This is a genomic window from Micromonospora sp. NBC_01638 (assembly GCF_045209745.1).
In the GTDB taxonomy this organism is placed as follows: domain Bacteria; phylum Actinomycetota; class Actinomycetes; order Mycobacteriales; family Micromonosporaceae; genus Micromonospora.
In genome coordinates, this window is the sequence record NZ_CP109273.1 from 3,826,637 (window position 1) to 3,848,722 (window position 22,086).

A 22,086-nucleotide genomic window follows, 5' to 3' on the forward strand; every position below is an offset into this window, starting at 1 on the left:
TGGCGCAATGACGGCGAGCGGCTCTGCACCGACGTTGGTGCTGGTGCTGGCCGTCGCGGTGCTGGTTGGTTGCGGGGTGATCCTGCTGTTGGAGCGCAGCCTGACCCGGATCCTGCTCGGTGTGATCCTGCTCGGCAACGGGGTCAACCTGTTGATCCTGCTCGGCGGGCGGTCCGGTGAGGCGCCGATCGTCGGCACCGGCCCGGTGGAGCGGATGAGTGACCCGCTGCCGCAGGCGATGGTGTTGACCGCCATCGTGATCACCTTCGGGTTGACCGCGTTCCTGCTCGCGGTCGCGTACCGCAACTGGTATCTCACCGGCGACGACGAGGTGCCCGACGACCTGGAGGATCGGCAGATCATCCGGCGTGCCGGGCGTAACGAGGTGGGCACCGTCGACCTCGGTGGGGAGGGTCCGGACGGCGACCCGGAACAGGTCGATCCCGAGCCCGACCGCCGCCGGCTACGACGCGGGGACGAGGCGTGATGCGCGCGTTGGTGCCGCTGCCGGTGGTGGTGCCGCTTCTCGGTGCGGCGCTGACCCTGCTGCTGATCGGGAAGCCCCGACTCCAGCGCGCGATCAGCGTGCTCTGCCTGAGTGGCACCCTCACCGTGGCGGTGCTGCTGCTGGTGCAGGCGTACCGGCACGGGCCGGTGGTGGTGGCGGTCGGCGGGTGGCCGGCGCCGGTCGGCATCGTGCTGGTCGCCGATCAACTCGCCGCGCTGATGCTCGTGGTCTCCTCGGCGGTGACCCTCTGCGTGCTGCTGTACTCGATCGGCCAGGGTCGCAGCGAGATGAGCGAGGCCACGCCGGTGGCCATCTTCCACCCGACGTACCTGGTGCTCACCGCGGGCGTCACCAACGCGTTCCTGGCGGGTGATCTGTTCAACCTCTTCGTCGGTTTCGAGATCCTGCTCGCTGCGAGCTTCGTGCTGATCACCCTGGGCGGCACCAAGACCCGGATCCGGACCGGGTCGACGTACGTGCTGGTCAGCATCCTCTCCTCGATGATCTTCCTGGCGGCAGTGGGTCTGGTGTACGCGGCCACCGGCACGCTCAACCTCGCCCAACTCGCCGGGCGCCTCGACGACCTGCCCGACGACGTCCGACTGGCCCTGGAGTTGATGTTGCTGCTGGCCTTCGCGATCAAGGCGGCGGTCTTCCCGCTGTCGGCGTGGCTGCCGGACAGTTATCCCACCGCGCCGGCCCCGGTGACCGCGGTCTTCGCGGGGCTGCTCACCAAGGTGGGCGTCTACGCGATCATCCGTACCGAGACGTTGCTGTTTCCCGGTGGACGCGTCGACGTGCTGCTCATGGTCGTCGCCGGGCTGACCATGGTGATCGGCATCCTCGGCGCGGTGGCCCAGTCCGATCTGAAGCGGCTCCTCTCCTTCACCCTGGTCAGCCACATCGGCTACATGATCTTCGGCGTGGCGTTGAGCACCGCCGCCGGTCTCTCCGGCGCGATCTTCTACGTGGTGCACCACATCACCATCCAGACCACGCTGTTCCTCGTCGCCGGGCTGGTCGAGGAGCGTGCGGGCAGCACCGACCTGCGGCGCATCGGCGGGTTGGCCCGGATGGCGCCGCTGCTCGGTGTGCTGTTCTTCGTCCCGGTCATGAACCTCGCCGGCGTGCCGCCGTTCTCCGGTTTCCTCGGCAAGCTCGGCCTGCTCCAGGCCGGTGTGGCGACCGGCAGGCCGCTGCCCGGGGTGCTGGTCGCGGCCGGCACGCTGACCAGCCTGCTCACCCTGTACGTCGCGTCCCGGGTGTGGAACATCGCCTTCTGGCGTGCACCCCGGTTGGCCACCAGCCAGCCGGCCGTCCGGCTGCCGAAGTTGATGGTCGGGGCCACCGTGGCCCTGGTCGCCCTCGGGCTGGCGCTGACCGTGCTGGCCGGTCCGCTCTTCGACGTCACCGCCGACGCGGCCGCCGACCTGCGCCTGCGTACCCCGTACGTGCGTGCCGTGCTGCCGGACGACGTCCCGTGACCGGCCCACCCGGGACGGCACGCGACGCCGCCGGGCCGGCGGCGTCGGGGCGCGGCCGGCTCAGGCGCTGGCGGGACCAGGCGGTGGCGCTCGGCTGGCTGGTGGTGGTCTGGAACCTGCTCTGGGGCGACATCAACTGGGCCAACCTGGTTGGTGGCCTGCTGGCGGGCGGTGCGGTGCTGGTCTTCTTCCCGCTGCCGGCGGTCAGCTTCGGTGGCCGGCTGCGGCCCCGGGCGCTGCTGGTGTTCGCGGGCCACTTCGCTGCGGAGCTGGTCAGCGCGAGCCTGCACGTCGCCCGGATCGCCGTTCAGCCCGGCTACCGGCCGCGCGGGGCGATCATCGGGGTCCAGTTGCGGGTGCCCACCGACCTGAACCTGGCGCTCACCGCCGAGGCGGTCTCGTTGGTGCCGGGCACGCTGATCCTCGAGGTGGACCGGGACTCCGGAACGCTCTACCTGCACGTGCTGGACACCCACAGGCCGGCGGACCTGGACGTGGCCCGGGAACGCACCCGCATCCTCGAGCGGCGCATCGTCCGTGCGGTGGGCTCCACCGCCGAACTGCGCCGCCTCGAGACCGACTCAACCGAGAGGGAAACCCGCCCGTGACCACGTTCCTGGCCGTCGTTCTCACCGTTCTGCTGTCAGTGACCGCGCTTCTCGCGCTGGCCCGCCTCTACCGTGGCCCGTCGCTGGTGGACCGGGTGATCGCTGCGGACATGCTGATCGCCACCATGGTCGCCGCGGTGGGCGCCGAGGCGGCGGTCAACCGGCACGCCACCACGCTGCCCGTGTTGGTGGTGCTATCCCTGCTCGGCTTCGTGGGTTCGGTGTCGTTGGTCCGCTTCGCTGTCCGGGAGCGGCAGTGATCGCGACGATCGCGAACTGGCTCGGCGCCGGTTGTCTGGTGGCTGGCGCGCTGCTGGGTCTGGCCGCCGGGATCGGCGTGCTGCGTTTCCCGGATGCGCTGTCCCGGATGCACGCGGCCACCAAGCCGCAGGTGCTCGGCGTGCTCCTGTTGCTGCTGGGCATCGCGTTGCGGCTGCGGTCCCCGGCGGATCTGGGCATGATCCTGCTGGTGGCGGTCTTCCAGCTGGCGACCGCGCCGGTCGCGGCCCAGATGATCGGGCGGGCCGCGTATCGGTCGGGGCGGTTCGACCGGAGCCTGCTCGACGCCGATGAGCTGGCCGAACGGGGATCGGAAGGTGGGTCGGCGGGACCGGCGTGACGACCCAGGTGTCGCGGGTGAACCGGACGAAATGCTCCTTCGGCCCACCCCCAGCGGAGTCCCAGCCGACGCCGATAAAATGGAGGCATGATCGACTCTTCTGCCCAGGAGGGCAGCAGTAGCCAGCCGGGTCGTGCCCGGCATATCCCCGTACCGACGACCCCGGGAGCCCTGAGCAACCCGTGTTGATCGTCGTTGGTCTTCTTCTGATCATCGTGCTCACTGCCGCCACCGGATACTTCGTGGCGCAGGAGTTCGGCTACGTCGCCGTGGACCGGGGCAAGCTGCGCCAGCTCGCCGATGACGGCGATCCGGCCGCCGCCCGGGCCCTGACCGTCACCAGTCGGCTCTCCTTCATGCTCTCCGGCGCACAACTCGGCATCACCGTCACCGCACTGCTGGTCGGTTACGTCGCCGAGCCGTACCTGGGCGGTGGCCTCGCCGACCTGCTCGGCGTGGCCGGCGTCAGCGAGGCGGTCAGCCTGCCGCTGTCGGTGACGTTGGCCCTGGTCATCGCCACCGTCGTGCAGATGGTCCTCGGTGAGCTGGCCCCGAAGAACCTGGCCATCGCGCGGGCCGAGCAACTGGCCCGGGCACTGAGCCGCTCCACCCTGATCTACCTGGCTGTCGCCGGGCCGCTGATCCGGCTCTTCGACCGGGCCTCGATACGTCTGCTGCGCCGGTTCGGCATCGAACCGATCGAGGAGCTGCCCAGCGGCGCCACCCCGGCGGACCTGGAACAGATCATCGCCGAGTCCCGCGAGGAGGGCAGCCTCGACGCCGAGATGTCCACGCTGCTCGACCGGGGCCTGGACTTCCGCGAGCTCACCGCCGGCGAGGCCATGGTGCCCCGGGTCGACGTGCACACCGTACTGGCGCATGAACCGGTCAGCCGGGTGGTCGAGCTGCTCGACACCGGCCACTCCCGCTTTCCGGTGCGCGGCGCGGAGGGCGTCGACGACCTGCTCGGCATCGTCGGCATCGCCGACGTGCTCGGCGTACCCCCGGGGGAGCGGGCCACCACCCCGGTGAGTGCGGTGGCCGGGTCGCCGCTGCTCGTACCGGAGACGTTGCCCCTGCCCACGGTGCTCGACCGCCTGCGGTCCGGGCACCGGCAGATGGCCTGCGTGGTCGACGAGTACGGCGGCTTCGCCGGTGTGATCACGCTGGAGGACATCGCCGAGGAGCTGGTCGGCCCGATCCGGGACGAGGACGACCCGCCCGACCGGGCGCCGGCCCGGCAGGATGACGGGTCCTGGGTGGTGCCGGCTCGCTGGCGGATCGACGAGGTCGCCGACAGCACCGGCATCGCGCTGCCCGAGGCCCCGGAGTACGACACCCTGTCCGGGTTGGTGATGCGGGAGCTGGGCCGGGTGCCGGAGGTCGGTGACCGACTGGAGATCATCCTGCTGCCCGAGGGCGCCGATGGTGAGGACAACGAGGCGGAGCCCCGGGCGCTGGTCGAGGTGCTGGCCGTGGACCGGCACGTGGCCGATTCGGTGCGGCTGCAACTGACCAGACCGGGGGTGACCGCATGAGCCCCGGGATCGCGCTGTTCAGTTCGGTGATCCTGCTGGCGCTGAACGGGTTCTTCGTGGCCGCCGAGTTCGCCCTGCTGGCCAGCAAGCGGTACCGCCTGGAGCAGGCGGCGGCGAACGGCAGTCGGGCGGCACGCGCCGCGCTGGACGGCGTCCGCGAGCTGTCGCTGATGTTGGCCGGCGCGCAGCTTGGCATCACACTGTGCACCCTGGGTCTCGGCGCGCTCGCCGAACCGGCGCTCGAGCACCTGCTCAGCCCACTGCTGCACGCGGTGGGCCTGCCGGCCGCGGCCAGTCACATCGTCGCCCTGGTCTTCGCTCTCGCGGTGGTCACCTTCCTGCACCTGGTGGTGGGGGAGATGGCGCCGAAGTCGTGGGCGATCACCGACGCGGAGCGCTCTGCGACGCTGCTCGCGCTGCCGTTCCGCGCCTTCGCCCGGGTGTCCCGGCCGGTGCTCTTCGCGCTCAACGCCCTGGCCAACGCGATCCTGCGGCTGTTCGGGGTCAACCAGCAGGATCAGCTCGCCCAGGTGCACGGCCCGGACGAGCTGCGGATTCTGCTGGAGCAGTCCCGTGAGCACGGGCTGCTCGGCGCCGAGCAGCACCAGTTGCTGACCAGCATGCTGGAGTTGCAGGGCACGTCGGTGGCGCAGGTGATGGAACCTTTCGACACCATGGTCACCGTCCGTCGGGATGACCCGGCCGAGCGGATCGAAGAGGTCAGCCGGGACAGCGGTCGGTCCCGGCTGGCGGTGCTGGACGAGGCCGGCGACGTCTGCGGCCTGGTGCACGTCCGGGAGGCGGTGCGAGTGGTCACCACCGGCCGCGTCGCCACCGCCGGGGAGCTGATGACGCCCGCGTTCACCCTGCCCGCGATGTCCTCGGTCACCGAGGCGGTCGCGGCGATGCGGGCCCGGCAGTCGCAGCTCGCGTTGGTGCGCAACGGCGGTGGCCCGGCCCGACCGATCGGCTTCGTGGCCTTGGAGGACCTCCTGGAGGAGGTCATCGGCGAGTTCGACGACGAGACCGACATGGTGCCGCGCGGGCGGCGGTTGCGCTGAGTTGCCGACCCGGCCGCGCTGACGCGGTGGGGCCGGGTCGGCGCGGCAGCGCTGCTCGGTCGCGGCCTGGTCGGCGCGGCGGGCTTGAGGTCACCTCGACGGGGTAGGCGCGGCTGGTGTGGGGCCGGCGGGGTCCCGTCCCGGGAGGGGGCGCGCGGTGCGACTGACGGGGGTGTCCCGGGCGTCCGGCTGGACCGGGCTCACCGTGCAGACCACGCTCCCCAACCCGAGCACCCGGCCGGGCCTGCGCCTGCCGGGGCGGGTGACCCTCCTGGCCGGGCCGGAGGACGTGCTGGTTCGGCACATCCGGCTCGGCCTCGTCACCACTGTCGAGCCGGACGACCCGGCCGCCGCCCGGCGCCTCATGCAGTTTCACCACCTGCCGATCGCCGGCCGGTTCGTCGTACCGGCCGGCCGACGGCGGGCCGTCGACTTCGCGTTGCCGCTGCCGTGGGAGACGCCGGTGACGATCTTCGGTGGGGTGCCGCTGCTGAGCCTGCGGATGGGTCTGCGCACCGAGGTGTCCGTCGATCCCGATCTTGATCAGGGGGCGATGGTGCCGGTCTTCGTGCACCCGATCCCCACCCAGCAGCACGTGCTGGCGGCGCTGGACACCCTGGGTTTCATGATCCGCCAGGCCGGGTTGCAGGAGGGCGGGCTGCCCGGGGTGGAGCACACCCTGCCGCTGCACCAGCGCTGGGGCTACTGGGTGGGGCCGCTCTACGCCGGCCCGATCACCGAGCTGGAGGTGATCTTCGTGACCAACTCGGCGGGCCTGGAGGTGATCCTCTGGATGGATCGCCGGCTGGCACTGGCCGGGATCACCCATCAGAGCATCAGCCGGTTCCGGCTCTGGCACGCGCACGCCGACCGGCGGGACTGGGTCGCCACCGTGGACGGGTGGATCCGCCAGGCGATCAACCGGCACGCCGCCGCGGCCGCGCACGCCGACTGGTCCGCGCAGATCACCGGGTCCGCCCACGTCGGCCGCCACCCCGACGATCCGATTCGGCCCGGCTACGGCCTAGGCGGCACCGCCGGCAGCGCAGGAATCGGCGGCGGCGGCTCCGGCGGCGACGGCACCTAACCCGCCCCCAGGCACCCCCCGCCCCCGCCCTTCTCCGCGATCTTGCACTTTCTGTCGCGACAAGTTAGGCCGAAGCGGGCATCCCGACGACCGAAAGTGCAAGATCGCGCGCAGTAGGGGGGTGGGGGTCAGCCCGCGCTCGCGGTGGCTAGCTTGAGGCTGAAGGCCAGGAAGAGGGCGGCTATGGCGGTGGTGCCGCCGGCGGCCACGCGGCGGCGTTGGCGGAACTGCGTGGCCAGGAAGGTGCCCGCAAAGATCAACGCGGTCAGGTAGAGCGCGCTGGTCACCTGGGCGATCAGCCCGAGCAGCAGGAACGACAACGCCGGCCAGGCGTAGCCGGGGTCGACGAACTGGATGAAGAACGAGATGAAGAACAGGATCGCCTTCGGATTCAGCAGGCTGATCACCAACGCCTTGCGGAACGGGCTGCGCATCGCCGCCGGTTCCGCGGCGTCGATGAGCCGCGGCGTGCTCGGGTCGTTGCGGTCGCGCCAGCGCCGCCAGGCGCCGAGCAGCATGGTCACCCCGACATAACCGAGGTACGCGGCACCCGCGTACTTGATCACCATGAACAGCGGCGGGTACGCCTTGAGCAGCGACGCCACTCCGGCGGCGGAGAGGAACATCAGCACCCCGTCGCCGACGAACACCCCACCAGCGGCCCGGTAGCCGACCGCGACGCCCCGCTTGGCCGCGGTGGAGAGCACGAAGAGTGAGTTTGGCCCGGGCAGCAGGATGATGGCCACGGTGCCCAGCACGTACGTCCAGATGTCGGTGATTCCCAGCACGCCCGTCATCATCACGTCGCCGATGCCGTTCGGCGAAGTCTTTCCCGCAGCCTGGCCTGTGCGTTCGGCCACTCGTCGACGGTCATCGCATACTGGACGGTGTCCCGCCAGGAGCCGTCCGGTCGTTGTCGGTGCATCCGCAGCACCCCTTCCCGGGAAGCGCCGAGACGTTCGATGGATGCCTGCGAGCGCTCGTTGCGGATGTCGGTGTGCCAGGCCACCCGCACCGCGCCCAGCTCGTCGAAGGCCCGGCCGAGCAGCAGCAGCTTGGCCTCGGTGTTGATCCCGGTACGCCACCACGAGCGGCCGAGGAAGGTGTGCCCGATCGCCACCGACCGCCGCTCCGGGTCGATCTCGTAGTACGAGGTGGTGCCGACCACCGCCCCGGTGGCCGCGCAGCGCTGCACCCAGGGCGCCCGTTCGCCGCGGTGCTGTGCGGCCAGCGCGGCGGCGACCACCTCGGCGGTGCCGGCCGGTTCGGTTGGCTGGGCGACGCTGAGGTGCCGCCAGACCTCCTCGTCGTCGCACGCGGCGTGCAGTTCGTCGGCGTGGGCCAGGTCCAGTGGCTCCAACAGGACGTGCTCGCCGCGCAGCGGCACCGCGTCGTGCCACGGCGTACGGGCGGTCCGTAGCGGCGCCGGCAGCGGCACGGTGACCCCGGCGTCCGGCTCGGGCGGGCCGGCGGTCAGCCGCAACGGCAGCACCCCGGCCCAGTACGGCAGGTGCAGGTCGGCCTCGTCCTCGCGGACGCCACCGGTGCGGGACCGGACCGCCACCTCGCGCAGCGGCAGCGCCAGTACGGCGGTCTCGGCCATCTCCCGCCGGCTGGGCGGGCGGCTGTCCGTGCTGCGCCCGGCGGCCACCTTCTCGACCAGCGCGGTGAGCATGGCGGTCTTCTCCCGCTCGTCGGTGACCAGCCGGGCGGTGCCGTGCGCGACCACTGAGCGGTAGTTGGCGCTGTGGTGGAACTGGGAGCGGGCCAGGACCAGCCCGTCGAGCAGGGTCACCGCCACGCAGACCGCCAGTCCGTCGCCTCGGGCGGCGAGCAGCGGCCGACTGCCGGTCGAGCCGTGCAGGTAGAGCGTGTCGCCGATGCGGACGTGCAGGGTGGGTAGCACGCGCGGCTCGCCGTCGACGGTGAAGCCGAGCGCACAGGTGTACGCCTCGTCGAGCACGGCGTGCGCGGCGGCGGCGTCGTAGCTCATCCGTTCGCGGGAACGGTTGGGGATGGTCCGAGCGGTGGGTGGGTTCATGCTCGCCCCTTTGTTCTAGTACAATCTCTGATTTGTGTCAGCACGCTATCAGTTCACCGGTACGACGGCCGCCGAGATTTCGGCCAGCATCGAGTCGGGCATCCGTGCCGGCGCCCTGCCACCGGGTGCCGCCCTGCCGCCGGTGCGGGCACTCGCCGTCGAGCTGGGCGTCAGCCCCGCCACCGTCGCCCGCGCCTACCAGGAGCTGCGCCAACGCGGCCTGCTCGCCACCGCCGGGCGGCACGGCACCCGGGTACGCCCCCGCCCCCCGGTGGCCGCCCGCCGCTCCGCGCTGCGCCCCCCGCCGTTGCCCGGCGCCCGAGACCTGTCCCGGGGCGAACCCGATCCCCGACTGCTCCCGCCGCTCGGCCCGCACCTCGCGGCGCTCGCCACCGAGGCCGGCCCGTCGGTCGGCTACTCCGACGCCGGGGTGCTGCCCGAGCTGGCGGAGGCGGCCCGCGCCCGGCTGAGCGCCGACGGCGTACCGGCCGGGGAGCTTACCCTCACCGGCGGCGCGCTGGACGGCATCGAGCGGCTGCTCGGCGCCCACCTGCGTCCCGGCGACGCGGTCGCGGTGGAGGACCCGGGCTGGGCCAACCTGCTCGACCTGGTCGCCGCGCTGGGGCTGCGCCCGATCGGCGTACCGCTGGACGACGAGGGGCCGCTGGTGGCCGGGGTCGCCGCCGCGCTCGCCGCCGGAGCGCGGGCGCTGGTGGTCACCAGCCGGGCGCAGAACCCGACCGGCGCCGCCGTCTCCGCCGCCCGCGCCGAGGCTCTGCGGGCGCTGCTCGCCGGCCGACGGGACCTGCTGTTGATCGAGGACGACCACGCTGCGGAGCTGGCCCGCGTACCCCTGCACCCCCTGGCGGGCGCAACCGGAAGCTGGGCCTTCCTCCGCTCGGTGAGCAAGCCCTTCGGCCCGGACCTCCGGCTGGCGGTGCTGGTCGGCGACGAGACCACGGTGGCCCGGGTGACCGGCCGTACGCGGGTCGGCGCCGGCTGGGTCTCCACCGTGCTGCAACGGCTGGTCCTCGCCCTCTGGCGGGACCCGACGGTCGCCGAGCTGGTGCAGCGGGCGGCGCAGACCTACGAGCAGCGGCGCGAGGGGCTGCTGGCCGCGCTGGCCGAGCACGGCCTGACCGCACACGGCCGCAGCGGCATCAACGTCTGGCTGCCCGTGGCGGACGAAACCAGCGCGGTCACCGCGTTGCGCGACGCCGGCTGGGCGGTGGCCCCCGGCACCCTCTACCGGATCGCCGCGCCACCCGCCCTCCGCATCACCGTCGGCCCCCTGACCACCGGCGACCTGGCCCCCCTGGCTGCCGCCCTGGCCCATGCCGCGAACCCCACCCCGCCCCGAGGCTTCCCCATCTGACCCCGACCTCGGTGCTTCGGGTCGTGGACCTGCCCGTTGGTTCGGGCAGAAAGTGCAAGATCGCGATGATTCGGGGCAGATGGGATGGGTATGCGGGGCGCCGGAGGTGGGGGTCATGGCAACAGGTGGGTCGCGTAAGGGAGTCTGGATCGCGGTTGCGCTGGCGATCATCATCGTCATCATCGTGCTGATCGCGATCGCTTCCAGTCGGGGCGGCGGTGGTAACGGGTACTGACACGGCGCGGCGGGCGGGCCGGCACCGCGCCGGGGCGTACCCCGGCACCGAGCATCGAACAGGTATATAACAGTCGGCATGGCCGAGCAGACCGGGAGTGCCCCGGGCGCCCAGCGGTTCATCCCGCCCCACGCTGACACCATTGACGACCTGCGCACCGCAGCCGGCGGCTGTCGGGGCTGTGAGCTGTACCGGGACGCTTCGCAGACGGTCTTCGGCCGGGGCGACGAGAGCGCGCGGGTGGTGCTGGTCGGCGAGCAGCCCGGCGACCTGGAAGATCAAAAAGGGCTACCTTTCGTCGGCCCGGCCGGACGGCTGCTGCGGCGCGCGGTCGACGACGCCGGGCTGGACCCGGGTCAGCTCTATCTCACGAATGCCGTGAAGCACTTCCGGTTCGAGCTGCGCGGCAAGCGGCGGATCCACCAGACCCCGGACCAGGTGCACATCACCGCCTGCCGGCCCTGGTTGGTCGCCGAGTTCGCCCGGCTGCGCCCGGAGATCGTGGTGGTGCTCGGCGCGACCGCCGCCAAGGCGCTGCTCGGCCCGTCCTTCCGGGTCACCCGGCAGCGGGGCGACCTGCTGCCCTGGCCAGAGTCGGCCCAGCACCCGAAGGACTTCACCCGGGTGCCGATCGACAACGCCGGCGGGGTGGCCGACGCGCCGACGGCCCGGCTGCTGGCCACCATCCACCCGTCCGCCGTCCTGCGCGCCGACGACCAGGACAAGGCATACGAGGGCCTGGTCGCCGACCTCACCGTCGTCACCCGCGCCCTGCCCGACTGATGCCGGGACCTGTCCGCGCAACTTCGGGGAAAGCGCGACGTCGTGGCGCGCTGAGGCAGCAACTTCACCGACGTTGCGCGGATCTTGAAGTCGGCAGGCGGCAGGTCGGGGCGCGTTTCCGGGGTGCCGGTTCGGCCGTCGGCCAAACCCACTGCCGATGTTCGACGTGGGTGCGCGAGGATGGGTCACCCCCTTCCTGAGGAGCGCCGATGGCCACCGACCTGACCGCGCCGCGTACCGCCGCCGCACCCGAGGTCGCGTCGATCCAGCGGCGTACCCTGCGGCTGCTCTTCACCACCCAGATCATCGGTGGTGTCGGCGTGACCATCGGCATTGCCGTGGGCGCGCTGCTCGCCGCGCGGATCGCCGGCACCGCGGTGGCCGGTGTGGCGCAGAGCGCCGGGGTGGTCGGTGCGGCGCTGCTCGCCGTCCCGGTCACCCGGATCATGGCGCGGCACGGTCGGCGACCGGGCCTGGTGGTGGCGTACGCGCTCGGTGCCGTCGGCGGCGTGCTCGTGGTGTTGGCCGCGGCCACCCGCTGGGTGCCGCTGCTCTTCCTCGGCATGCTGCTCTTCGGCGGGGGAACCGCCGCGAACCTGCAGGCCCGCTACACCGCGGTGGACCTGGCCGAGCCAGCCCGACGAGGGCGGCAGCTCTCCCTGATCGTCTGGGCCACCACCATCGGTGCGGTGGCCGCGCCGAACTTCGCCGAGTTGACCGACCGGGCCACCACCGGCTGGGGGCTGCCCCCGCTGGCCGGCCCGTTCGCGTTCAGTTCGGTGGCGTTCGTGCTGGCTGCCGTCGTACTCCTCGGGTTGCTCCGGCCCGACCCGCTGCTCACCGCGCGGCGGCTCGCGGCGGCCGACGCGCCGGCTGCCGACCTGCCGTTGGTCGCCGACGAGTCGGCGACCGCCGTGGCGGCCGAGACGCCGGCGGACGGTGGCTCGACCGGCGGTGGTGCGGCGCCGGCCGCCGCGCCGGTCGGGGTGCGCGCGCCGCGCGGCGCCGGGATGCGGGCGGCCTGGTCGGTGGTACGCGGGCGGCCGGCAGCCCGGCTCGGCATCGCCGCCGTGGCGGTGGGTCACCTGGTGATGGTGGCGGTGATGGCGATGACCCCGGTCCGGCTCGGTGAGTCGCACGCCGACGCCGATGTGCTGCGGCTGGTCGGCATCGTGCTGAGTCTGCACATCGCCGGCATGTACGCGTTCTCCCCGGTGGTCGGCTGGCTCACCGACCGGCTCGGCCGGCGGGCGGTGATCCTCGGTGGGGTCGGGCTGCTGCTGGCCGCCTGCGCGGTCGCCGGCACCGCCGGGCAGCACACTCCCCGGCTCTCGGTGGGTCTGGTCCTGCTCGGGCTGGGCTGGTCGGGGACGATGGTGGCCGGCTCGACGCTGCTGTCCGAGTCGGTGCCGGCCGGTGTGCGGCCGAGCGTCCAGGGGCTGTCCGACCTGATCATGGGAGTGGCCGGGGCCGGCGCCGCCGTGGTCAGCGGGTTTGTCATGCAGTTCGCCGGATATCCCGTGCTCACCCTGCTCGCGGCGGTCGCGGCGATGCCCCTGGTGGCGCTAGCGTTGCGCCCGGTGCCGACCGGGGCGCCGGGCGAGGAGGGCTGATCACTGTGCGGCTGACCGACTTCTGGACGCGGTTGGATGAGGCGTTCGGGCCCGGCTACGCGGCCAGCATCGCCCGCGATCAGGTGCTGTCCCAGCTCGGCGGACGGACCATCGAGCAGGCACTGGCGTCGGGGGAGCAGACGCACGTGGTGTGGCGGGCGGTCTGTGCCGCGTACCCCGATCGAGTGCCCGCCCGACTACGCTGAGCAGCCTTTTTGCCGCTTCCGCGTGTCGCTTGTCGAGTCGTACACCTGTTCGGCTATTGTCCACAGCGGGGTGCTCGTCCACAGCTCGCGGCCCGTCGGCTGGTTTTCTGTCGGACCCAGCGCCTAGCGTGTCCGCGTGACGCGAAGCTCAGCAAAGACGCCGGCGAAGGCAGGGGTGGCAACCATGGCAGCAGGGCCTGACCGGGAGAAGGCACTCGACCTTGCTCTCGCTCAGATTGACAAGCAATTCGGCAAGGGCTCGGTGATGCGGCTGGGTGACCGGCCGGTCGTCCAGACCGCGATCATTCCGACCGGCTCCATCGCGCTCGACGTGGCGCTGGGCATCGGTGGTCTGCCGCGCGGCCGGGTGGTTGAGATCTACGGTCCCGAGTCCAGCGGTAAGACCACGGTGGCGCTGCACGCGGTGGCCAACGCCCAGCGCAACGGTGGCATCGCCGCCTTCATCGACGCCGAGCACGCGCTCGACCCGGAGTACGCGAAGGCCCTCGGCGTCGACACCGACGCGATGCTGGTCTCTCAGCCGGACACCGGCGAGCAGGCGCTGGAAATCGCGGACATGCTGATCCGCTCCGGCGCTCTGGACATCATCGTGATCGACTCGGTGGCGGCCCTGGTACCGCGCGCCGAGATCGAGGGCGAGATGGGCGACAGCCACGTGGGCCTCCAGGCCCGGCTGATGAGCCAGGCACTACGGAAGATCACCGGTGTGCTCAGCAACACCGGCACCACGGCGATCTTCATCAACCAGCTGCGGGAAAAGATCGGCGTCATGTTTGGCTGTGGATCTTGGGACACCAAGGTCACCCTAGCGGACGGCTCGCAGGAGCTGCTCGGCAAGATCGTCACTGAAAAAATGAATGTCGAGGTGCTTTCGTACGACGGCGAGCTTGGCACTCTCGCTCCCCGCCGGGTCGTCAATTGGTTCAACAATGGCGCGACTGAAGAGTTCCTGCGCTTCAAGGTTGAACGAGCTGGCGGCGGCGCGGGCCGTGGCCACGCAGTGATGTCGATGACCCAAAATCACTTGATCATGACTCCGGGTGGCTGGCGTGAGGCTGGTGAGTTGCTCCCAGGTGACCGCGTGATGCTCGCTCAGCCACATGTGTTGAGCCCGCAGCAGTGGCAGGTCGTGCTCGGTTCGCTGATGGGTGATGCTGCTCTCTCTGGGCCAGTCAATTCCGATGCCGAAAGCGGCCGTTTCCGGATGGGGCACGGCGCGAAGCAAGCGGAGTATCTCGACTGGAAGGTGAGTCTGCTCGGCAACATCCGTCACAGCCGGACGTCCAACGACAAGGGCGCGGTCTTTGCCGACTTCACTCCGCTCGCCGAACTCGGCGAGCTGCGCCAGGCGGTCTACCTCGGCGATGGCAAAAAGCACCTGAGCTGGGATTACCTCAAGGAGTTGACCCCGCTGGCGCTCGCCGTCTGGTACATGGACGACGGTTGCTTCACACTTCGGTCAAAAGGGATGCAGGAGCGGACCGAGGGTGGCAGTGGGCGCATCGAGGTGTGCGTCGAGGCGATGAGCGAGGGCAGCCGGCAGCGGCTGGTCGAATATTTGCGCGATACGTGGCACCTTGGGGTAAAGCTCACCAATCGCGGCCAACGTCAAATAAGTGTTCTGCAGTTCACCACGGCGGCATCAAAGCAGTTCCAGGAAATTGTTGCTCCCTACATTCCTCAATGCATGGAGTACAAGCTCCTGCCGGCATTCCGCGGCTTGTGTGAGATGACCCCACAGTTCGTGCAGCCCACGATGTACCCGTTGCCTGCCCGCATCCTTGAGATCGAGGCAAGACGCGACTACAGAAAAATGGATCGCTTCGATATCGAGATCGAGGGTTCTCACAACTACCTGGCTGACGGGATTCTGGTGCACAACAGCCCCGAGACCACGACCGGTGGTCGGGCGCTGAAGTTCTACGCCTCGGTCCGGCTCGACGTGCGACGCATCGAGAGCCTCAAGGACGGCACCGACGTGGTCGGTAACCGCACCCGGGTCAAGGTCGTGAAGAACAAGGTCGCCGCCCCGTTCAAGCAGGCCGAGTTCGACATCATGTACGGCAAGGGCATCTCGCGCGAGGGCTCGCTGATCGACGTCGGCGTGGAGCAGGCGATCATCCGTAAGGCCGGCGCCTGGTACACGTACGACGGTGATCAGCTCGGCCAGGGCAAGGAGAAGGCCCGGGAGTTCCTGAAGGAAAACCCGGACGTGGCCGCCGAGATCGAAAAGAAGATCCTGGAGAAGCTCGGCGTCGGAGTCGGCGCGAGTGACGCCGCCGGTGGCCCGGAGCTGCCGCCGGTCGACTTCTGACCGGTCGCTGACCCATGGCAGGACGACGCGCTCGTACGGGGCGGGGCTGGGATGCCAGCCCGCCTCGTACGGGCGACGCCAGCGACCCTCCCCACCCCCGGCGGGGCCGGTCCGAGGCGGCCGACGCCGTCGGGGCCCCGGCGCCACCCCGGGACGAGTCGGAGGTGGCCCGCGAGATCTGCCTGCGCCAGCTCGCCGTCCGGCCACGCACCCGGGCCGAGCTGGCCGGGGCGTTGGCCAAGCGGGGCATCTCCGAAGAGGTTTCGGCCGAGGTGCTCGACCGGTATGACGAGGTCGGCATCATCGACGACGCCGCGTTCGCCCGAGCCTGGGTGTCCAGCCGGCACGCCGGGCGCGGCCTGGCTCGCCGGGCGCTCGCCAACGAGTTGCGCCGGAAGGGCGTGGACGGCGAGGTGGCCACCGAGGCGCTGGGTGAGCTGGACGAGGAGACCGAGGCGGATACCGCCCGTGGCCTCGTGGAGCGCAAGTTGCGCACTGCCCGAGGTGAGCCGGACGCGGTCTTCCGCCGACTGGTGGGCATGCTGGCCCGCAAGGGCTACCCGCCGGGCGTGGCGATCCGGGCCGTGAAGGATGCGCTCGCCGCGCAGAGCGCCGAAGCGGCCGAGTTCGCCGAGCAGATCGACGCCGACGCGCTCGCCGACGCCGAGGGCGAGTTGGACCGCGACAACCGCTCGTCTGACTGATCGGGTGCAGGGCGTGTCGGGTGGCTGTCCGCAATTGGACGGATGGGTCACACCTGCCCATCGATCGGGCTCACGCCGGTCGAATGACGTCTGATGGCCGGTAGGCCCGTGTTGAGCAGGCGTGACTCGTTCAACGGGTCGAACGTCTCGTGGAGTTTGTCCCCTCGTGTCCGGCGCAACATCAGCACGCGGTGACGGTTCAACTTCGCTCCGTTCGGGGGGTTTGATCATGAGTCCTTGACCAGAGCACCCCTGGAGACCTAGCCTCGCCATACAGGCTCACATTGCCCGACCAACGCAGGCTAAGTCCACAACATAGATCGCGTAACAGAACAGCATCACTTTGGCCGATTCTGCGGCCTTTGGCGGCAGTTCCGGACAGGCCGGTCCGGAATACCGCGACAACTGCACCCGGTCGCCGACGTTGCCCGAGGGCACCGCCGGCGGAGAGAGCTACCCACGGCCAGCCGCTCCGGTCGGGCGTCCACAGCCGCAGGAGTGTGCCTTCGGCGCAGTCGCTGCGGTCTCGACGTTCAGGGGAGGCGGCCATGGCGGGGCGGCGGCACAGGTTCACCGGTAGACCCCACGGGGTCCCGGCATGAACACCTTCGACGTCGTGCTCCTCGCGGCGGTCCTCGTTCTCGCGGCGGTGGTGATCGGAGCCGTGCTGGTCGGCATCCGGACGCTGCGCCGGGTGGGCGCGGCACCAGCTCCGGAGGATCCCGCCTTCATCGCCGAGAAGGACCGCCAGGAGCAGTCGCTGGCTGCCCTGCGGACCGCGGCCAGCGAGGCGAACAGCACGATCGACGTGGCGAAGTCGGCCGCCGCTGCGGCCCGCACCGAGGCGGCGGCGGCGAAGGCCGAGGCGAAGGCGGCCCGCGCCGAGGCGCGACGCGTGCTCGACGACGCCCGCGCCGAGGCGGACACCGTTCTGGAGCGCGCCCACAATCAGGCCGAAGCGGACGCCGAACAGTTGCGGACGGCCGCCCGGCGCAGCGGCGAGCGGGAGGTCGCGGTGCTCGCCGCCACCACCCGGGAGCAGGCCGCCGAGGTGGAACGCCGGGCAGCTCGGATGGACGAGCGGGAGCGGATGCACACCGAGGAGGTGGAGCGGTTCGCCGAGCGGGAGCGGCAGCTCACCGCCGCGAAAGCCGCTCTCGCCGCCCGGGAGGCCGCGCTCGCCCAGCGGGAGACCGAGCTGACCGAGTCGGAGGAGGTGCGCCGCCGGGAGTTGGAGCGGATCGCCGGGCTCACCGCCGAGTCCGCCCGACTGGAGCTGGTCGACGCCATCGAGACGCAGGCCAAGCGGGAGGCGGCGCTGCTGGTGCGGGACATCGAGTCCGACGCGCGCAACACGGCCGAGCAGCGGGCCCGGCACATCGTGGTGGACGCGATCCAGCGGGTCGCCAGCGAGCAGACCGCGGAGAGCGTTGTCAGCGTCCTGCACCTGCCCGGTGACGAGATGAAGGGGCGGATCATCGGCCGCGAGGGGCGCAACATCCGCGCCTTCGAGTCGGTGACCGGCGTCAACCTGATCATCGACGACACCCCCGAGGCGGTGCTGCTCTCCTGCTTCGACCCGGTCCGCCGAGAGGTCGGTCGGCTGACCCTGGAAAAGCTGGTCCTGGACGGGCGGATCCACCCGCACCGGATCGAGGAGGTCTACGACCTGGCCCGGCAGGAGGTGGAGCAACTCTGCCTCCGAGCCGCCGAGGACGCCCTGGTCGAGGTCGGCATCACCGAGATCCACCCGGAGCTGGTGACCCTGCTAGGCCGCCTGCGCTACCGCACCTCGTACGGGCAGAACGTGCTCAAGCACCTGGTCGAGACCGCGCACATCGCCGGCATCATGGCCGCCGAGCTGCGGCTGGACGTGCCCACCATCAAACGGTCGGCGTTCCTGCACGACATCGGGAAGGCGCTCACCCACGAGGTGGAGGGCAGCCACGCCATCATCGGCGCGGACCTGGCCCGCAAGTACGGCGAGCACGAGGACGTGGTGCACGCCATCGAGGCCCACCACAACGAGGTGCCACCGCAGACCATCGAGGCCGTACTCACCCAGGCCTCCGACGCCTGCTCCGGTGGCCGGCCGGGCGCACGTCGGGAGAGCCTGGAGGCGTACGTCAAGCGCCTGGAGCGGATCGAGGAGATCGCGGCCAGCAAGATCGGTGTGGACAAGGTCTTCGCCATGCAGGCCGGCAGGGAGATCCGGGTGATGGTCAAGCCGGACGACGTGGACGACATCGGGGCCGCCGTGCTGGCCAGGGACGTGGCCAAGCAGATCGAGGAGGAGCTGACCTACCCGGGTCAGATCCGGGTCACCGTGGTCCGCGAGTCCCGGGTCACCGAGATCGCCCGCTAGTCTTTCGCCGCTGAGGTCGAGACAGTGGCCCGCTGACGGTGAAACGAGAGGGCCAGCCCGGAATCCGGGCTGGCCCCTCTGACTGCGAGCGGCGTGTCAGATACCCCCGCCGCCCGCCTCGACCTGGGACATCAGTGCCGCAGGCGGCGGGTTCTGGGCCGGGGTGCCGGCGGTCTTGCGGCCCTGGGCGAGCCGCCGCTGGACGTACTGGGCGAGCTTCGACAGGGAGTAGTTCACCACGATGAAGAGCACGGCGATCACGACGTAGACCTGGATGGGGTTGCCGAGATAGCCGATGATCTGCTTGCCGATGTTCAGGGTCTCCTCATAGCTGATGATGAAGCCGAGCGAGGTGTCCTTGAGCACCACCACGAGCTGACTGATCAGCGCCGGCAGCATGATCCGGAATGCCTGCGGCAGAAGGATCATCCGGGTCGACTGGAGCGGTGAGAGGCCGAGCGCGGCCGCGGCCTCGGCCTGCCCGCCGGGCAGACCCTCCATGCCTGAACGCAGGATCTCGCCGATCACCACGGAGTTGTAGATCGTGAGACCGATGACCAGATACCACAGCGTGTCGAAACTGATGCCGAACTCGGGAAAGCCCCGGGCCACGAAGAAGATGGTGATCACGACCGGCAGGCCGCGGAACACTTCGACGCAGACCCGGGTGATCGCTGAGAGCAGCGTGCTCAGCCCACGCAGCAGGTACGCCAGCGGCGTGGCGAGCCCGGTGAACTGGCGACGGGTCAGGCTCTTGAGCTGGATCCGCAGCATCGCCAGCAGCGTGCCGACCACCAGCGAGGCCACGATGGCCAGGGCCGCAGCGATCAGGGTGTTCTTGAAGCCGAGGCCGATCCGGCCCCACACCAGGGAGAAGTTCTCGTTGGAGGGGTCGATGAGCGGACCCCACAAATCCATCGAGAACTGGCCCTTCTCGTTCAGGGACCGGTAGATCAGGTAGTAGGCCCCGACGAGCACGGCCAGCCCGGCGACGAGGCTGCTGATCAGCGTGATCCGTCGCTGTCGGGGCCCGGGGACGTCGTAGAGGACGCTGGTCTGCTGACTCATCGGGCCACCGCCTGTCGCTTCTCGATCCGGTCCAGCAGGGCGCCGAGCGGCACGGTCATGATCAGGTAGCCGATCGAGATGCCGATGGCGACCGGGACGAAGGCGTAGCCCTCGGCCGAGGTGAGCTGGTCGGCGGTCTGCGACAGGTCACCTACCACCCCGAAGAAGCCGACCAGCGCCGAGTTCTTGATCATCGCGATGATCACCGAGCCGAGCGGCACCACCGAGGCCTGCCAGGACTGCGGCAGCACCACGTGGCGCAGGTTCTGCCCGAAAGTCAGGCCCAGCGACCGCGCAGCCTCCGCCTGACCGGCAGGCACCGCGTTCACCCCGGACCGCAGCGCCTCGCAGACGAACGCGGCGGTGTACAGCACGAGGGCGATCAGTGCGAACCGGAAGTACGGCAGGTCCGTGCCGAGCCGGGTGAACAACGAGTCGATCACCGGGATGCGGAGGAAGTCCGCGTTCGAGCCGAGCGCCGGCAGGCCGAACGCGGCGAAGAACATCATCACGGTCAGCGGCATGTTGCGGAAGATGTTCACGTAGCCGGTGCCGAGCGCGCGCAGAGGCGGCACCGGCGAGATGCGGAGCACCGCCACGACGGCACCCAGGATGAGGGCGCCGATCGCGGCGAGTACGCAGATCTGGAGGGTGAGCCAGAAACCACCCGCAAAGACGTCGAACTTGTCGATGAGCACGTTCACGGGTCGGGGTTCCTCCCACCCTCCAGATCGAAGGATCAGATCAGTAGCGGTTGACGGTGGGCGCAGAGCCCAGTTCCGCGCCGAACTTGCCGGCGGTGTCGTCCCAGGCCTTCTTCCAGCTACCGTCGCCGACAGCCTTGTCCAGCGTGTCGTTGATGAAGCTGCGGAAGTCGGTGTCTTCCTTCTTCACACCGATGCCGTACGGCTCCTTGGTGAAGTTGGGGCCGGCCAGCTTGAAGGACGCCTCGTCCTTGGCGATGTAGCCGAGCAGGATCACGTTGTCCGTGGTCACGGCGTCGACCTGGCCGCCCTTGAGGGCGTCCCGGCACTTGTCGTAGGTGTCGAAGAGCACCAGCTGGGAGCCCACGTCCTTGACGTGCTTCTTGATCTCCTCGGCCGGGGTGGAGCCGGTGACCGAGCAGACCTTCTTGGTGCCGTCCTTGAACGAGTCCGGGCCGGTGATCGTGGTGTCGTCCTTCTTCACCATGATGTTCTGGCCAGCCTCGTAGTACGGCCCGGCGAAGGCGATGCGCTCCTTGCGCTTGTCGTTGATCGTGTACGTCGCGGCGACCAGGTCGACCGTGCCGTTGACGATCACGTCCTCGCGGACCTTCGAGGGGGCCTCGACCCACTCGATCTTGTCCGCGGGGATGCCGAGCTCCTTGACGATGATCTTCGCGACCTCGACGTCGAAGCCCTCCGGCTTGCCCGACAGGCCCTTCTGGCCGAAGCCAGGCTGGTCGAACTTGGTGCCAATCTTGATCTTCTGGGCCTTGTTCAGCTTCTCCATGGTGCTGCCGGCGGCGAAGGACTTGCTGCCTGCGCCGGCGCCCTCCCCGTCGTCGTCGCCACCACAGGCGGTGAGGCCGAGCGCCAGAGCGGCAACCGCGGCGACTGCCGCAACGCGCGTGATACGCATACTCTTCTCCTTCTTCAACTTCAACGGAGCCCACCGGGGTGCGGCGCGCTCCACTACGGACGCCTAGTGCGTGAGGATCTTGGAGAGGAAGTCCCTGGCCCGCTCGCTGCGCGGGTTCGCGAAGAACTCCGCTGGCGGGGCGTCCTCGACCAGCTGCCCATCGGCCATGAAGATGACCCGGTTCGCGGCGTGCCGGGCGAAGCCCATCTCGTGGGTGACCACGACCATCGTCATGCCGTCGCTGGCCAGCGAGGTCATCACGTCGAGCACCTCGCCGACCATCTCCGGGTCCAGGGCGCTCGTCGGCTCGTCGAAGAGCATCGCCTTGGGCTGCATGGCCAGCGCCCGGGCGATGGCCACCCGCTGCTGCTGCCCGCCGGAGAGCTGGGCCGGAAACTTGTCCGCCTGGTTGGCGATGCCGACCCGGTCGAGCAGCGCCAGGCCGCGCTCGCGGGCGGCTGCCGGCTTCTCCTTGCGGACCTTGACCGGGCCGAGGGTGACGTTTTCCAGGATGGTCTTGTGGGCGAAGAGGTTGAAGGACTGGAAGACCATGCCCACCTCGCTGCGTAGCTTGGCGAGCGGCTTGCCCTCGGCCGGCAGCGGCTGGCCGTCGAAGGTGATGGTGCCGGAGCTGATCGGTTCCAGTCGGTTGATGGTGCGGCACAGCGTCGACTTGCCGGAGCCGGACGGGCCGATCACCACGACCACCTCGCCCCGACCCACCGACAGTGAGACGTCGTCCAGCACGTGCAGCGGCCCGAACCACTTGTTGACCGCGTCCAGCACGATGAGCGGTTCGCCCGTCGTCACGTCGTCCACCGTCCCTGTCGTCT

General features: G+C 70.4%; 21 protein-coding genes and 2 pseudogenes. 17 read left to right on the forward strand and 6 right to left on the reverse strand.

What is annotated here, in order from left to right; all coding sequences use genetic code 11:
* Positions 1-7: 7 nt before the first annotated feature.
* The 8 genes from OG811_RS18090 (at position 8) to OG811_RS18125 (ending at position 6,905) form a co-directional block, all read left to right on the forward strand.
* On the forward strand, positions 8-487 hold the full coding sequence (locus tag OG811_RS18090; RefSeq protein ID WP_406067297.1) for a Na(+)/H(+) antiporter subunit C: 480 nt from the start codon (positions 8-10) through the stop codon (positions 485-487).
* Positions 487-1,992: a Na+/H+ antiporter subunit D gene (locus tag OG811_RS18095; protein WP_406067298.1), complete on the forward strand. Its 1,506-nt coding sequence runs from the start codon at positions 487-489 to the stop codon at positions 1,990-1,992. The genes OG811_RS18090 and OG811_RS18095 overlap by 1 nt, the downstream gene beginning before the upstream one ends.
* Positions 1,989-2,600: a Na+/H+ antiporter subunit E gene (locus OG811_RS18100; RefSeq protein ID WP_406067299.1), complete on the forward strand. Its 612-nt coding sequence runs from the start codon at positions 1,989-1,991 to the stop codon at positions 2,598-2,600. The genes OG811_RS18095 and OG811_RS18100 overlap by 4 nt, the downstream gene beginning before the upstream one ends.
* Positions 2,597-2,860: a monovalent cation/H+ antiporter complex subunit F gene (locus tag OG811_RS18105; RefSeq protein ID WP_406067301.1), complete on the forward strand. Its 264-nt coding sequence runs from the start codon at positions 2,597-2,599 to the stop codon at positions 2,858-2,860. Before OG811_RS18100 ends, OG811_RS18105 begins: the two co-directional genes overlap by 4 nt.
* Positions 2,860-3,219: a monovalent cation/H(+) antiporter subunit G gene (mnhG, locus tag OG811_RS18110; protein WP_406075782.1), complete on the forward strand. Its 360-nt coding sequence runs from the start codon at positions 2,860-2,862 to the stop codon at positions 3,217-3,219. The genes OG811_RS18105 and mnhG overlap by 1 nt, the downstream gene beginning before the upstream one ends.
* Positions 3,220-3,401: 182 nt before the next feature.
* Entirely contained in the window at positions 3,402-4,757 is a 1,356-nt protein-coding gene (locus tag OG811_RS18115) for a hemolysin family protein (protein WP_406067303.1), read from the forward strand.
* The gene (locus tag OG811_RS18120; protein ID WP_406067305.1) at positions 4,754-5,818 is read left to right on the forward strand and encodes a hemolysin family protein; all 1,065 of its coding nucleotides are present in this window, start codon (positions 4,754-4,756) and stop codon (positions 5,816-5,818) included. The genes OG811_RS18115 and OG811_RS18120 overlap by 4 nt, the downstream gene beginning before the upstream one ends.
* A 157-nt stretch (positions 5,819-5,975) precedes the next feature.
* Positions 5,976-6,905: a sporulation protein gene (locus OG811_RS18125; protein ID WP_406067306.1), complete on the forward strand. Its 930-nt coding sequence runs from the start codon at positions 5,976-5,978 to the stop codon at positions 6,903-6,905.
* 128 nt (positions 6,906-7,033) lie between these two features.
* Here OG811_RS18125 and leuE read toward each other — a convergent pair whose 3' ends face one another.
* Together leuE and OG811_RS18135 are read right to left on the reverse strand one after the other, a co-directional pair.
* Positions 7,034-7,705 (reverse strand): leucine efflux protein LeuE, encoded by a 672-nt coding sequence (leuE, locus tag OG811_RS18130; protein WP_406075784.1) that lies wholly within the window; start codon positions 7,703-7,705, stop codon positions 7,034-7,036.
* Positions 7,705-8,946 carry a bifunctional pyridoxamine 5'-phosphate oxidase family protein/GNAT family N-acetyltransferase gene (locus OG811_RS18135; protein WP_406067307.1) on the reverse strand — a complete coding sequence of 414 codons (1,242 nt, stop codon included), beginning with the start codon at positions 8,944-8,946 and terminating at the stop codon, positions 7,705-7,707. The genes leuE and OG811_RS18135 overlap by 1 nt, the downstream gene beginning before the upstream one ends.
* Before the next feature lie 34 nt (positions 8,947-8,980).
* On the opposite strand from OG811_RS18135, the gene OG811_RS18140 reads away from it, so the two are divergent.
* The 9 genes and pseudogenes from OG811_RS18140 to rny all read left to right on the forward strand — a co-directional run bounded on the left by OG811_RS18140 (position 8,981) and on the right by rny (position 18,562).
* Positions 8,981-10,321, forward strand: a complete 1,341-nt coding sequence (locus OG811_RS18140; protein WP_406067308.1) for an aminotransferase class I/II-fold pyridoxal phosphate-dependent enzyme — start codon at positions 8,981-8,983, stop codon at positions 10,319-10,321.
* Positions 10,322-10,634: 313 nt separating this feature from the next.
* On the forward strand, positions 10,635-11,339 hold the full coding sequence (locus OG811_RS18145) for a UdgX family uracil-DNA binding protein (RefSeq protein ID WP_406067309.1): 705 nt from the start codon (positions 10,635-10,637) through the stop codon (positions 11,337-11,339).
* A gap of 209 nt (positions 11,340-11,548) precedes the next feature.
* Positions 11,549-12,952 carry an MFS transporter gene (locus OG811_RS18150; RefSeq protein WP_406067310.1) on the forward strand — a complete coding sequence of 468 codons (1,404 nt, stop codon included), beginning with the start codon at positions 11,549-11,551 and terminating at the stop codon, positions 12,950-12,952.
* Between the two features lie 5 nt (positions 12,953-12,957).
* Positions 12,958-13,158 carry a DUF3046 domain-containing protein gene (locus OG811_RS18155; RefSeq protein ID WP_030489422.1) on the forward strand — a complete coding sequence of 67 codons (201 nt, stop codon included), beginning with the start codon at positions 12,958-12,960 and terminating at the stop codon, positions 13,156-13,158.
* A gap of 184 nt (positions 13,159-13,342) precedes the next feature.
* Positions 13,343-14,203 (forward strand): annotated as a pseudogene (recA, locus tag OG811_RS18160) (recombinase RecA); the annotation flags it as partial.
* A gap of 6 nt (positions 14,204-14,209) precedes the next feature.
* Positions 14,210-14,821 (forward strand): annotated as a pseudogene (locus OG811_RS18165) (recombinase RecA); the annotation flags it as partial.
* A 171-nt stretch (positions 14,822-14,992) separates the two neighbouring features.
* Positions 14,993-15,493 carry a hypothetical protein gene (locus tag OG811_RS18170; protein ID WP_406075785.1) on the forward strand — a complete coding sequence of 167 codons (501 nt, stop codon included), beginning with the start codon at positions 14,993-14,995 and terminating at the stop codon, positions 15,491-15,493.
* A gap of 14 nt (positions 15,494-15,507) precedes the next feature.
* Complete coding sequence (locus OG811_RS18175; protein ID WP_406067312.1) at positions 15,508-16,197, forward strand: regulatory protein RecX; 690 nt, start codon at positions 15,508-15,510, stop codon at positions 16,195-16,197.
* Between the two features lie 598 nt (positions 16,198-16,795).
* A complete protein-coding gene (rny, locus tag OG811_RS18180) occupies positions 16,796-18,562 on the forward strand; it encodes a ribonuclease Y (protein WP_406067313.1) in 1,767 nt (588 codons plus the stop codon).
* 96 nt (positions 18,563-18,658) lie between these two features.
* Here the strand turns inward: rny and OG811_RS18185 are convergent, their stop codons facing one another.
* From OG811_RS18185 to OG811_RS18200, 4 genes are all read right to left on the reverse strand, one after another.
* Complete coding sequence (locus OG811_RS18185) at positions 18,659-19,630, reverse strand: amino acid ABC transporter permease (RefSeq protein WP_406067315.1); 972 nt, start codon at positions 19,628-19,630, stop codon at positions 18,659-18,661.
* Positions 19,627-20,334: an amino acid ABC transporter permease gene (locus tag OG811_RS18190; protein ID WP_406067317.1), complete on the reverse strand. Its 708-nt coding sequence runs from the start codon at positions 20,332-20,334 to the stop codon at positions 19,627-19,629. The genes OG811_RS18185 and OG811_RS18190 overlap by 4 nt, the downstream gene beginning before the upstream one ends.
* A gap of 40 nt (positions 20,335-20,374) precedes the next feature.
* Complete coding sequence (locus OG811_RS18195) at positions 20,375-21,253, reverse strand: glutamate ABC transporter substrate-binding protein (protein WP_406067318.1); 879 nt, start codon at positions 21,251-21,253, stop codon at positions 20,375-20,377.
* Positions 21,254-21,316: 63 nt separating this feature from the next.
* Positions 21,317-22,072, reverse strand: coding sequence for an amino acid ABC transporter ATP-binding protein (locus tag OG811_RS18200; RefSeq protein WP_406067320.1), 756 nt, complete (start codon positions 22,070-22,072; stop codon positions 21,317-21,319).
* Positions 22,073-22,086: the final 14 nt, after the last annotated feature.

Coding starts and splice junctions, on each gene's coding strand:
- OG811_RS18090 (WP_406067297.1), top strand. CDS start 8: ATGACGGCGAGCGGCTCTGCACCGACGTTGGTGCTGGTGCTGGCCGTC.
- OG811_RS18095 (WP_406067298.1), top strand. CDS start 487: ATGCGCGCGTTGGTGCCGCTGCCGGTGGTGGTGCCGCTTCTCGGTGCG.
- OG811_RS18120 (WP_406067305.1), top strand. CDS start 4,754: ATGAGCCCCGGGATCGCGCTGTTCAGTTCGGTGATCCTGCTGGCGCTG.
- leuE (WP_406075784.1), bottom strand. CDS start 7,705: ATGATGACGGGCGTGCTGGGAATCACCGACATCTGGACGTACGTGCTG.
- OG811_RS18135 (WP_406067307.1), bottom strand. CDS start 8,946: ATGAACCCACCCACCGCTCGGACCATCCCCAACCGTTCCCGCGAACGG.
- OG811_RS18145 (WP_406067309.1), top strand. CDS start 10,635: ATGGCCGAGCAGACCGGGAGTGCCCCGGGCGCCCAGCGGTTCATCCCG.
- OG811_RS18150 (WP_406067310.1), top strand. CDS start 11,549: ATGGCCACCGACCTGACCGCGCCGCGTACCGCCGCCGCACCCGAGGTC.
- OG811_RS18170 (WP_406075785.1), top strand. CDS start 14,993: ATGGATCGCTTCGATATCGAGATCGAGGGTTCTCACAACTACCTGGCT.
- OG811_RS18175 (WP_406067312.1), top strand. CDS start 15,508: ATGGCAGGACGACGCGCTCGTACGGGGCGGGGCTGGGATGCCAGCCCG.
- rny (WP_406067313.1), top strand. CDS start 16,796: ATGAACACCTTCGACGTCGTGCTCCTCGCGGCGGTCCTCGTTCTCGCG.
- OG811_RS18185 (WP_406067315.1), bottom strand. CDS start 19,630: ATGAGTCAGCAGACCAGCGTCCTCTACGACGTCCCCGGGCCCCGACAG.
- OG811_RS18195 (WP_406067318.1), bottom strand. CDS start 21,253: ATGCGTATCACGCGCGTTGCGGCAGTCGCCGCGGTTGCCGCTCTGGCG.